The sequence below is a fragment of the Pseudomonas sp. SDO55104_S430 genome (assembly GCF_054070595.1).
On record NZ_JBSVXG010000184.1, the window covers coordinates 1 to 11,574 of the forward strand.

Sequence of the window (11,574 nt, forward strand, 5' to 3'; positions counted from 1 at the left end):
CCAGTCAAACTTGATGTCGACTGGCACACCGCATCGCGAGCAGGCTCGCTCCCACAGTTATAAATACAGTGTCAGAGCGGCTTGCTGCCAATGCTCACACCCAGGGTATGGCTGGCCCCCGGCTTCAACGCCACCACATCATCCATCACATTCGCCGTCTCGATGCACAGCATGCGCTGCCAACCGTCATCGGCCATGTCACTCAACGCCGCAGCGCGATCAACCCACGGGTTCCAGATCACCGCCGTGCGCGAACCACTGCTGGTCAGTTCGATGCGACGCTCCCAAGCCGGGTCGACAATGCTCAGCTTCGCCGGAGCATTGAGGTAGATGCGGTCGGTTTCGCCGGTGAACTCCAGGTCGCCGGTTTGCGACTTGGTTTTCCAGTCTTCCAGCGTTTCGATGTAGCTCAGGCCGCTCACGCCCTCGACATGCACGTTGCGCACATCGCTGACGGCGAAATAGCTGTGCAGCGCCTGACTCATGGTCACCGTCTCGGCGCCCTGGTTATGGCTGGTCAGGCTGATGTGCAGTTGCGAATCCAGGCGGATGCTCAACTTCAAGTCGACCTGATGCGGCCAGCCCGGCAGGCCGCCTTCGGGATAAGGCAGGAGGAACTCGACGTTCAGGCTTTCGCCCTCGGCCTCGATGCCACCCAACTCCCAGTCCACCGCCCGCACCAGACCATGGGCCGGTGCCGGTTCCTGGCTGACACGCATCGCTTTAACGCTCTGCGGATTGCGCTCGAAGTTGCCGAACCACGGCCAGCACACCGGCACACCGGCACGGATGCTTTTGCCGGTCTTGAACACGGCCTCGTCATTGAGCCAGATCACCGGCGGTTGGCCGGCGACCTGATAGCTGAGGATGTGCGCGCCTTGCTGGGCCACCAGTAATTCGGCCTGACCGTGGCGAATACGCCAGCAGTTCAGTTCATCCAGTTTTACGGCTTCAACGTTGGGCGTGCTCATGTGACAGCTCTCGATCAATAACAGGACTGCAATGGACCGCAAAACGGTCGCCGGGTTTAGCGGGGCTGTTTAACGCGATGCCTTGATGCTCAGCGAGCTCTTGGCGGAACCGAGCGAGTGCGGCCGCTACCGTCGATGGCAACGAACACGAAGACCGCCTCGGTCACCTTGCGCCATTCGCTGGACAGCGGATCGTCGCTCCAGACCTCGACCATCATCTTGATCGAGCTGCGGCCGATTTCCAGCGCCTGGGTATAGAAGGAGAGCTGAGCGCCCACCGCCACCGGCACCAGAAACGCCATGCGGTCGATCGCCACCGTGGCGACGCGGCCACCGGCGACCTTGCTGGCCATCGCGGTGCCGGCCAAATCCATCTGCGCCACCAGCCAGCCGCCGAAAATATCGCCAAAGCCGTTGGTTTCGCGGGGAAGCGCGGTGATTTGCAAGGCCAGATCGCCTTGCGGGATCGGATCTTCTTGTTCGAGCTCTATCATTCCGGGGGTGCCTCTGACCCGTGACTCTTCGTTGGTCTTTCAGTGAATAGCCGTCTTCGGAAAAACGATTCAGCACCGAACATACTACGTTCGTCACGTTTTCCATAAAGGCGCCTAAAGGGAAACTCTGCGAAATCGCCTATGAACCTGACAGGCGTTTTCGCACAGCAACCCTGAAAAGCTATTGCACAGTGTTGCGAGTATATCGGTCGATAGACTCCGATACGACCATCCGGTTCTCATTTTGACCGTCAAATACGCGCCTCTATGTGCTTTTTCGAACAATTTGCTATCGTGCCGGACCCGCCCGAGACCTTGCCTGCGTTGTCGGGGCGGCAGAACTGACCATAAGAGAAGCCTTTGCCATGACCCCAGCGCCCTCAAGTATTGCGCAGCCTGCTCCCTCCGCACGTCCTCTGACCCGCAATGATTACAAGACGCTCTCGCTGTCCGCCCTTGGTGGTGCGCTGGAGTTCTACGATTTCATCATCTTCGTGTTCTTCGCGACCGTGGTGGGCAAGTTGTTCTTCCCGGCGGACATGCCGGATTGGCTGCGTATGATGCAGACCTTCGGCATTTTCGCCGCCGGCTACCTGGCGCGGCCGCTGGGCGGCATCGTAATGGCGCACTTCGGCGACCTGCTGGGACGCAAGAAAATGTTCACCCTGAGCATTTTCATGATGGCGGTACCGACCCTGATCATGGGCTTGCTGCCGACCTACGCGCAGATCGGCATGTGGGCGCCGATCCTGTTGCTGCTGATGCGAGTGATCCAGGGCGCGGCGATTGGCGGTGAAGTGCCGGGCGCCTGGGTCTTCGTTTCCGAACACGTACCGCAGCGCCATATCGGCTACGCTTGCGGCACCCTCACTAGCGGCCTGACGGCGGGCATCCTGCTCGGCTCGCTGGTCGCCACGGCGATCAACAGCATCTACACCCCGGTGGAAGTGTCCGATTACGCCTGGCGGATCCCGTTCCTGCTGGGCGGCGTATTCGGCCTGTTCTCGGTGTACCTGCGCCGCTGGTTGCACGAAACCCCGGTGTTCGCCGAGATGCAACAGCGCAAGGCTCTGGCCGAAGAAGTGCCCCTGCGCGCGGTGCTGCGTGACCATCGCGGCGCCATCGCCATTTCGATGCTGCTGACCTGGCTACTGTCGGCCGCCATCGTGGTCCTGATCCTGATGACCCCGACCGTGTTGCAGACGGTCTACAAGTTCGCGCCTACCATTTCCCTGCAAGCCAATAGCGTAGCCATTGTGATGTTGAGCTTTGGCTGCGTGATCTCAGGCGCCCTGGCGGATCGCTTCGGTGCGGGCAGAGTCTTCGTGTTCGGCTGCGCCGCGTTGCTGGCCAGCTCCTGGACCTTCTACCACAGCCTGGCCGAACATCCCGACTGGCTGTTCCCGATGTACGCCCTGACCGGCCTGCTGGTCGGCACCATCGGTGCGGTGCCATACGTGATGGTCAAGGCCTTCCCGCCAGTGGTGCGCTTCAGCGGCCTGTCGTTCTCCTACAACGTCGCCTACGCGATCTTCGGTGGCCTGACACCCATGGTCGTCAGCCTGCTGCTCAAGGAAAGCGCGATGGGGCCTGCGTATTACGTGGCGGTGCTGTGCGGGCTGGGGATTGTGGTGGGGGCGTATCTCTGGAAGAAGGGGCGCTAAGCCCGGCTTTCTGCATCGTCAGTCATTGCCACATCGCGAGCAGGCTCGCTCCCACAGATACAGCGTGATCAATGTGGGAGCGAGCCTGCTCGCGATGGGGTATCCCCAAACTTCGTGTAGAGGCCCAATACTGGCCTTTCATCCAATTGTCACATTCCAGACATAGAGTGTTCACATGGCCTGCTGATACTTGGCCCCGACTTAAAACACCTATCTGCTAGGAGTAAGGCATGAAACTGAAGCGTTTGATGGCGGCAATGACTTTTGTCGCTGCTGGCGTTGCGACTGCCAACGCGGTTGCCGCTGTTGACCCTGCTATCCCGAGCTACACCAAGACCACCGGTGTGTCGGGCAACCTGTCCAGCGTTGGTTCCGACACCCTGGCCAACCTCATGACCCTCTGGGCTGAGAACTACAAAAAAGAATACCCGAACGTAAACATCCAGATTCAGGCCGCTGGCTCCGCCACCGCGCCACCTGCGCTGACTGAAGGCACCTCTAACCTGGGCCCGATGAGCCGCAAGATGAAGGACACCGAACTGGCTGCCTTCGAACAGAAATACGGCTACAAGCCAACCGCTATCCCGGTTGCCGTGGACGCCCTGGCTGTTTTCGTACACAAGGACAACCCGATCCAGCACCTGACCATGGAACAGGTCGATGCGATCTTCTCGTCCACCCGTCTGTGCGGCGCTAAAACCGACGTGAAAACCTGGGGTGACCTGGGTGTGACAGGCGACCTGGCCAACAAGCCGGTTCAGCTGTTCGGTCGTAACTCGGTATCCGGCACCTACGGCTACTTCAAGGAAGAAGCCCTGTGCAAAGGCGACTACAAGGCTAACGTGAACGAGCAACCAGGTTCGGCTTCGGTCGTTCAGTCCATCAGTTCCTCGCTGAACGGCATCGGTTACTCGGGTATCGGTTACAAGACCGCCAGCGTGAAAACTGTTGCACTGGCCAAGAAAGGCAGCCAGGACTTCATCGAAGACACCGAAGAAAACGCCCTGAACGGCAAGTATCCGCTGTCCCGCTTCCTGTACGTATACGTGAACAAGGCCCCGAACAAGCCTCTGGCCCCGCTGGAAGCCGAGTTCGTGAAACTGGTTCTGTCCAAGCAGGGTCAGGAAGTTGTAGTTAAAGACGGTTACATCCCTCTGCCAGCCAAGGTTGCTGCGAAAGCACTGGCTGACCTGGGTCTGCAGGAAGGCGGCGCTGAAGTCGCAAAAAAGTAAAACCCTAGGTCCGGGCTACATCTCGGACCTGTAGGCGCGAAGTTTGCTCGCGAAGGCGGCGGTTCAGTCAGCATAAACGTTGAATGTAACGACCCCTTCGCGAGCAAGCTCTGCTCCTGCGAATGCCGCTACGCCGGCCCACATATTTTCTATCCCCTGCTGGTACCGCCAGCGGAGGATTTGTCGCGTCACTGCACTGTCATCTTTCTGTCATACAGGATCGCTAGGGTGTGCGAATGAATGATCTGGCCAATTCCAACATGACTACAAATCCCCCCAAGCGCATTGATTTCAATACGCCTGAGCTGCAACGCAAGCGCCGCATTCGCGCGCTGAAAGATCGCCTGACCCGCTGGTACGTCCTCGTTGGCGGCCTTGCCGTGCTGGGTGCGATTACTCTGATTTTCTTCTTCCTTGCCTACGTCGTCGCACCTCTGTTCCAGGGTGCCAGTCTGACGTCCAACGACGCCATCACGCCTGCCTGGATGCAAGATGCCGGCAAGCCGTTGATGATCTCCCTGGAAGAACAGAACCAGGTGGCGATGCGGGTTTCCGACAAGGGCCAGGCCTTGTTCTTCGACATCGACAGTGGCGCTGAACTCAAGCGCGTCGATCTGCCGGTTCCAGCTGGTGCCTCCGTGACCTCCATCGGTGAAGATCAGCCAGGTCATCCATTGGTAGCGGTGGGACTGTCCAACGGCCAGGCGCTGGTGTTCCGTCACACCTATAAAGTCAGCTATCCGGACGGCAAGAAAACCATCACGCCGGCCATCGAATACCCATACGGCGAAGCGCCAATCGCCCTGAACGAAGGCGGCGGTGCGCTGGAGCACGTCAGCCTCAACGCCACCGATTCGACCCTGATGCTGGTTGGCTCCACCGGTTCGCAACTCAATGTCCTGTCGCTGACCAGCGAAGAAAACATGATGACCGGCGAAGTCACCAACGAGCAGAAGCGTATCGACCTGCCGCAAATGACCGAGCCGGTGAAGAACATCTTCGTCGACCCACGTCAGCAGTGGCTGTACGTAATCAACGGTCGTGCTCAGGCCGACGTGTTCAGTCTGCGCGACAAGAGTCTCAACGGTCGCTACAAACTGCTGGAAGATGGCGAAGCTCAAGTCACCGCCACCAATCAACTGGTGGGCGGCATCTCGCTGATCATCGGCGACTCCAAAGGCGGTCTGGCCCAGTGGTTCATGGCGCGCGACCCCGATGGCGAACAGCGCCTGAAGCTGATCCGTACCTTCCAGATGGGCACGACGCCGATCGTCGAAATCACCGCTGAAGAACGTCGCAAGGGCTTCGTTGCCCTGGATGCTTCCGGCAAGCTCGGCGTGTTCCACAGCACCGCGCATCGCACCCTGCTGGTGGATCAGGTGGTGGAAGGCCAGGGCCTGTTCGGTCTGTCACCACGGGCCAACCGCGTGATCGTGGAAGCCGGCGGCAAGATCCATCCGTTGCTGCTGGACAACCCGCACCCGGAAGTTTCCTGGAGCGCGTTGTGGAGCAAGGTCTGGTACGAGAACTACGACGAGCCTAAATACGTCTGGCAATCGACCGCCGCCAACACTGATTTCGAACCGAAGCTGAGCCTCTCGCCGCTGACCTTCGGTACCCTGAAAGCCGCGTTCTACGCCATGCTGCTGGCCGCGCCTCTGGCCGTTGCCGCTGCGATCTACACCGCCTACTTCATGGCCCCGGGCATGCGTCGCAAGGTCAAGCCGGTGATCGAGCTGATGGAAGCGATGCCGACGGTGATCCTCGGTTTCTTCGCCGGTCTGTTCCTCGCGCCGTATGTGGAAGGACACCTGCCGGGCATCTTCAGCCTGCTGATGTTGCTGCCGATAGGCATTCTGGTCGCCGGTTTCGCCTTCAGTCGTCTGCCTGAGTCGATTCGCCTGCGCATCCCGGATGGCTGGGAAAGTGCGCTGCTGATTCCGGTGATCCTGTTCGTGGGCTGGTTGTCGCTGTACATGAGCCCGTTCATGGAAAACTGGTTCTTCGGCGGCGACATGCGCCTGTGGATCTCCCACGACCTGGGTATCACCTACGACCAGCGCAACGCACTGGTGGTCGGTCTGGCCATGGGCTTCGCGGTAATCCCGAACATCTACTCCATCGCCGAAGACGCCGTGTTCAGTGTGCCTCGCGGCCTGACCCTCGGTTCCCTGGCACTTGGCGCAACACCATGGCAGACCATGACCCGCGTGGTGATCCTCACCGCCAGCCCGGGCATCTTCTCGGCTCTGATGATCGGCATGGGCCGTGCGGTCGGTGAAACCATGATCGTGCTGATGGCCACCGGCAACACCCCGGTCATGGAAATGAACCTGTTCGAAGGTCTGCGCACCCTGGCCGCCAACGTGGCGGTGGAAATGCCCGAGTCGGAAGTCGGCGGCAGCCACTACCGCGTGCTGTTCCTCTCGGCGCTGGTGCTGCTGTTGTTCACCTTCATCATGAACACCCTCGCGGAACTGATTCGTCAGCGTCTGCGCAAGAAATACTCGTCGCTTTAAGAAAGGTAGAAGTCTGTGAAACAGAACTCCCTGAAAGGATGGTTCAAGAGCGGCGCTCCAGGTGTCTGGATCAGCGGTGGCGCGGTGTCCATCGCGGTCATCATGACCATTGGCCTGCTGGCAGTGATCGCCGTGCGCGGTCTGGGTCACTTCTGGCCGGCGGATCTGGTGCACGCCAGCTACGACGTGCCGGGCCAGGGCAATCACCTGGTCGTCGGTGAAGTGGTGCAGAAGGAAGAAGTGCCGCGTGCTCGTTTGAAGAGTGCCGGCCTGCCGGTTCCGGATGAAGGTCCGGAATTCATGACCCGCGAGCTGATCAAGGTCGGTAACCGTGACCTGAACGGCAACGACTTCACCTGGATCGTCGGCGAGTGGCTGACCAACCAGACCACGCCGGTGGAGCTGATGGCCATCGAGCGTCGCGAGTGGGGCAACTTCTACGGCTACCTGGTCAACGTCAAACAGGACGGCAAGGTGGTCGCCGAAGGCGAAGCGGCCTGGCCTGAGCTGCAGGCGCGAATCGATCGGGTGAATAAGCTGGCTGCCCAGCTCAAGACCCTGGAAAAAGTCGATATCGGCGCGATCAACTCAGGTCTGGAGCGTATCCGTCTGCACGGTCGCAAACTGGAGCTGGAAGGTAAACTCGACCCGGCCGCGCAAGCGGACATGGACGCCGAGCGTGCCGAACTCAATGCCCGTTATCAAGACGTCGAAGCGCGTCTTACCGACCTGCACGCACAGTTCAACCGCGACAGCCTGACCGCCCGCGACGCCAACGGCAAGGAAATAGAAATCGGTCTGGGCAAGGTGGTTCACGCTTACCAACCGAACGCCATGGGGACTTTCACCAAGGTCGGTTTCTACTTCAGCAAGGTCTGGGAGTTCCTCAGCGACGATCCGCGTGAAGCGAACACCGAAGGCGGTATTTTCCCGGCGATCTTCGGCACCGTGATGATGACCCTGATCATGGCGATGATCGTGACCCCGTTCGGCGTGCTGGCGGCCGTGTACCTGCGTGAATACGCCAAGCAGAACGCGTTGACCCGGGTGATCCGCATTGCGGTGAACAACCTGGCGGGCGTTCCGGCGATCGTTTACGGCGTGTTCGGTCTGGGCTTCTTCGTCTACGTGCTGGGTGGTTCGCTCGACCGTCTGTTCTTCCCTGAAGCCTTGCCGGCGCCGACCTTCGGTACGCCGGGTCTGTTGTGGGCTTCGTTGACCCTGGCGCTGCTGGCGGTTCCGGTGGTGATCGTGGCCACTGAAGAAGGTCTGGCGCGGATTCCTCGCACCGTACGCGAAGGTTCGCTGGCGCTCGGCGCGACCAAGGCCGAAACCCTGTGGAAGATCGTGCTGCCGATGGCCAGCCCGGCGATGATGACCGGCATGATCCTCGCCGTGGCCCGCGCCGCCGGTGAAGTGGCGCCGCTGATGCTGGTGGGTGTGGTGAAGCTGGCGCCGTCGCTGCCGGTGGATGGCAACTACCCGTACCTGCACCTGGATCAGAAGATCATGCACCTGGGCTTCCACATTTATGACGTCGGCTTCCAGAGCCCGAACGTCGAAGCCGCACGACCGCTGGTGTACGCCACAGCGCTGCTGCTGGTACTGGTGATCGCCACGTTGAACCTGTCGGCAGTGTGGATTCGTAACCACCTGCGCGAAAAATACAAAGCGCTGGATAGCTGATCCCCTGTGGGAGCGGGCTTGCTCGCGAAAGCGATGTGTCAGTCGACATCGTCGGTGAATGCAAGAATGCATTCGCGAGCAAGCCCGCTCCCACCCTGATCGGCGTCTACCGGAATATTGATGGAACAGCCAAAAGGGCTTTCCGAACCGAATTTGTTAGCACAGGGAGCCTCCCATGCAGCACGAAACACATACCCACGGCATCAACATGTCGGCCCTGGGTCGCGACAAGCAGAGCCTGAACCTGGCGCAGGAAACCGTGGCGATCGAAGTGCCGGGCCTGAGCCTGTTCTACGGCGAGAAACAAGCGCTGTACGACGTCAGCATGAACATTCCGAAACAGCGCGTGACCGCCTTCATCGGCCCGTCGGGCTGCGGCAAGTCGACCCTGCTGCGTACCTTCAACCGCATGAACGATCTGGTCGACGGCTGCCGCGTCGAAGGCGAGATCAATCTGTACGGCAACAATATCTATCGCAAGGGCGAAGACGTGGCCGAGCTGCGTCGTCGCGTCGGCATGGTGTTCCAGAAGCCGAACCCGTTCCCGAAAACCATCTACGAGAACGTGGTCTACGGTCTGCGCATCCAGGGCATCAACAAGAAGCGCGTGCTCGACGAAGCCGTGGAGTGGGCGTTGAAAGGCGCGGCGCTGTGGGATGAAGTGAAAGACCGCCTGCACGAATCGGCACTGGGTCTGTCCGGTGGTCAACAGCAGCGTCTGGTGATCGCTCGCACTATCGCGGTTGAGCCGGAAGTCCTGCTGCTCGACGAACCCTGCTCGGCACTCGACCCGATCTCCACGCTGAAAGTCGAAGAGCTGATCTACGAACTGAAATCCAAGTTCACCATCGTCATCGTGACCCACAACATGCAGCAGGCCGCGCGGGTTTCCGACTACACGGCATTCATGTACATGGGCAAACTGGTGGAATTCGGCGACACCGATACCCTGTTCACCAACCCGGCGAAGAAGCAGACCGAAGACTACATCACCGGTCGGTATGGCTAGAAGCAGCTGCGAGCCGCAAGCTACAAGCGGCAAGTAAAGCGGACCGAGTACGAAACGAAACAGCTTGCAGCTTGATGCTTGCAGCTCACAGCTTTTGCGGAGCAAACCCATGATTTCTAAGGAAGGCTTGACCCATCACATCTCCCAGCAATTCAACGCCGAACTCGAGGAAGTGCGCAGCCACCTCCTGGCCATGGGCGGGCTGGTCGAGAAGCAGGTCAACGACGCGGTCACCGCGCTGATCGAAGCCGACTCGGGTCTGGCGCAGCAGGTGCGCGAGATCGACGACCAGATCAATCAGATGGAACGCAACATCGACGAAGAGTGCTTGCGCATTCTGGCCCGTCGCCAGCCGGCAGCGTCGGACTTGCGTCTGATCATCAGCATCTCCAAGTCGGTGATCGACCTGGAGCGCATCGGTGACGAAGCGACCAAAATCGCCCGTCGCGCCATTCAGCTGTGCGAAGAAGGTGAGGCGCCGCGCGGTTACGTCGAGGTTCGCCACATCGGCGACCAGGTCCGCAACATGGTCCGCGATGCGCTGGACGCTTTTGCCCGTTTCGATGCAGACCTTGCGTTGTCGGTGGCGCAGTACGACAAGATCATCGACCGCGAATACAAGACCGCGCTGCGCGAGCTGGCGACCTACATGATGGAAGACCCGCGCTCTATCTCGCGGGTCTTGAGCATCATCTGGGTACTGCGTTCGCTGGAGCGTATCGGTGACCACGCGCGCAACATCTCCGAGCTGGTGATTTACCTGGTGCGCGGCACTGACGTGCGCCACATGGGCCTCAAGCGCATGAAGGAAGAAGTTGAAGGAACAAGCGGCGAAACCGCTAATGTTCCGGGCGAAGCTGACGATAAGTAAGGTTGCCCCAGAGAAGCGCCCGGCCCTTTGGCCGGGCGTTTTCATTTGCGGCTCACGAATTCGAAAAGCAGCACCCGCGAACGAAAGTCCCGGCGTGACTGAAGGTTTTTGGCAAAGTGCCATCAGTAAAGCGGTATGCTGGCCGGGATTTTTTAAAGGGGTTTTGGATGAGTAAGGTCAGTGTGTTGGTCGTGGACGATGCCTCGTTCATTCGTGACCTGGTGAAAAAATGCCTGCGTAACTATTTTCCGGGCATGCGCATCGAAGATGCGGTCAACGGCAGAAAGGCTCAGGCCCTGCTGGCGCGCGAGGCGTTCGATCTGGTCCTGTGCGACTGGGAAATGCCGGAGATGTCGGGTCTGGAGCTGCTGACCTGGTGCCGTGAGCAGGAAAGCCTCAAGGGTATGCCGTTCGTGATGGTGACCAGCCGTGGCGACAAGGAGAACGTGGTGCAGGCGATCCAGGCCGGGGTGTCCGGTTATGTGAGCAAGCCGTTCACCAACGAGCAACTGATCACCAAGGTCAAGCAGGCGCTGCACAAGGTCGGCAAGCTGGATTCGCTGATCAACACGGCGAGCACCAAAACCGTCTCGGCCTATGCCAACGATTCGTTGAATGCGTTGACCGGCGGCAAGGCGCCTGTGGTGGCTGCGACTGTCGCTGCGCCTGCCGCACCTGCTGTCGCTCCATCGCGTGGCCTGCTCAACAGCCCGCCGGTCAAGGCGCCGACTCCCGCGGCTGCAGCCGGAGGAGGGCGTGGCCAAGGTCAATTGCGTTTGCCTAACGGTATCCAGCAATGCGTGATCAAGGCCCTGAGCCTCAAGGAAGCGCTGCTGGTGATCAAGCGTACCGACGCCCTGCCGCAAGTGCTCGACAGCGCCGTGCTCGACCTGGAGCAAGGCGAGAGCGCCGAGACAGCGCGTCTGAACGGCTACCTGCACGCCATCGTCGCCCACGAACCCAAGCCTGACAGCGAATGGCTGCAGCTGACCTTCCGCTTCGTCGATCAGGACGCGCAGAAGCTCGATTACATCTCCCGCCTGATTGCTCGTGGTACGGCGCAGAAGCACTTTGTTCCGGGTGCCTGAGACCGCGTAGGGCCGGTTCGCGGGCAAGCCTCGCTCCTAC

The 11,574-nt window shown here is 60.1% G+C and carries 9 protein-coding genes; 7 read left to right on the plus strand and 2 right to left on the minus strand.

Annotated elements, in window-relative coordinates; all coding sequences use genetic code 11:
- Positions 1 to 71: 71 nt before the first annotated feature.
- Together ACW9JE_RS23715 and ACW9JE_RS23720 are read right to left on the minus strand one after the other, a co-directional pair.
- Positions 72 to 971, minus strand: a complete 900-nt coding sequence (locus tag ACW9JE_RS23715) for a D-hexose-6-phosphate mutarotase (RefSeq protein WP_457434125.1) — start codon at positions 969 to 971, stop codon at positions 72 to 74.
- An 89-nt stretch (positions 972 to 1,060) separates the two neighbouring features.
- Entirely contained in the window at positions 1,061 to 1,465 is a 405-nt protein-coding gene (locus ACW9JE_RS23720; RefSeq protein ID WP_007942704.1) for an acyl-CoA thioesterase, read from the minus strand.
- 365 nt (positions 1,466 to 1,830) lie between these two features.
- On the opposite strand from ACW9JE_RS23720, the gene ACW9JE_RS23725 reads away from it, so the two are divergent.
- The 7 genes from ACW9JE_RS23725 (at position 1,831) to ACW9JE_RS23755 (ending at position 11,534) form a co-directional block, all read left to right on the plus strand.
- Entirely contained in the window at positions 1,831 to 3,129 is a 1,299-nt protein-coding gene (locus tag ACW9JE_RS23725; protein ID WP_224541167.1) for an MFS transporter, read from the plus strand.
- Between the two features lie 230 nt (positions 3,130 to 3,359).
- Positions 3,360 to 4,361 carry a phosphate ABC transporter substrate-binding protein PstS family protein gene (locus ACW9JE_RS23730; protein ID WP_457434126.1) on the plus strand — a complete coding sequence of 334 codons (1,002 nt, stop codon included), beginning with the start codon at positions 3,360 to 3,362 and terminating at the stop codon, positions 4,359 to 4,361.
- 485 nt (positions 4,362 to 4,846) lie between these two features.
- Entirely contained in the window at positions 4,847 to 6,880 is a 2,034-nt protein-coding gene (locus ACW9JE_RS23735) for an ABC transporter permease subunit (RefSeq protein ID WP_224541644.1), read from the plus strand.
- A 15-nt stretch (positions 6,881 to 6,895) separates the two neighbouring features.
- Positions 6,896 to 8,566, plus strand: coding sequence for a phosphate ABC transporter permease PstA (pstA, locus tag ACW9JE_RS23740; protein WP_224541639.1), 1,671 nt, complete (start codon positions 6,896 to 6,898; stop codon positions 8,564 to 8,566).
- Between the two features lie 175 nt (positions 8,567 to 8,741).
- Positions 8,742 to 9,575 (plus strand): phosphate ABC transporter ATP-binding protein PstB, encoded by an 834-nt coding sequence (gene pstB, locus ACW9JE_RS23745; RefSeq protein ID WP_224541637.1) that lies wholly within the window; start codon positions 8,742 to 8,744, stop codon positions 9,573 to 9,575.
- Between the two features lie 109 nt (positions 9,576 to 9,684).
- On the plus strand, positions 9,685 to 10,446 hold the full coding sequence (gene phoU / locus ACW9JE_RS23750) for a phosphate signaling complex protein PhoU (RefSeq protein ID WP_175375581.1): 762 nt from the start codon (positions 9,685 to 9,687) through the stop codon (positions 10,444 to 10,446).
- Between the two features lie 167 nt (positions 10,447 to 10,613).
- Entirely contained in the window at positions 10,614 to 11,534 is a 921-nt protein-coding gene (locus ACW9JE_RS23755; protein ID WP_457434127.1) for a response regulator, read from the plus strand.
- Positions 11,535 to 11,574 lie beyond the last annotated feature (40 nt).

Excerpts from the sequence above, each read along its gene's own strand:
- ACW9JE_RS23755 (WP_457434127.1), top strand. The coding sequence starts at position 10,614 with ATGAGTAAGGTCAGTGTGTTGGTCGTGGACGATGCCTCGTTCATTCGT.
- ACW9JE_RS23720 (WP_007942704.1), bottom strand. The coding sequence starts at position 1,465 with ATGATAGAGCTCGAACAAGAAGATCCGATCCCGCAAGGCGATCTGGCC.
- ACW9JE_RS23715 (WP_457434125.1), bottom strand. The coding sequence starts at position 971 with ATGAGCACGCCCAACGTTGAAGCCGTAAAACTGGATGAACTGAACTGC.
- ACW9JE_RS23725 (WP_224541167.1), top strand. The coding sequence starts at position 1,831 with ATGACCCCAGCGCCCTCAAGTATTGCGCAGCCTGCTCCCTCCGCACGT.
- pstB (WP_224541637.1), top strand. The coding sequence starts at position 8,742 with ATGCAGCACGAAACACATACCCACGGCATCAACATGTCGGCCCTGGGT.
- ACW9JE_RS23730 (WP_457434126.1), top strand. The coding sequence starts at position 3,360 with ATGAAACTGAAGCGTTTGATGGCGGCAATGACTTTTGTCGCTGCTGGC.
- ACW9JE_RS23735 (WP_224541644.1), top strand. The coding sequence starts at position 4,847 with ATGCAAGATGCCGGCAAGCCGTTGATGATCTCCCTGGAAGAACAGAAC.
- phoU (WP_175375581.1), top strand. The coding sequence starts at position 9,685 with ATGATTTCTAAGGAAGGCTTGACCCATCACATCTCCCAGCAATTCAAC.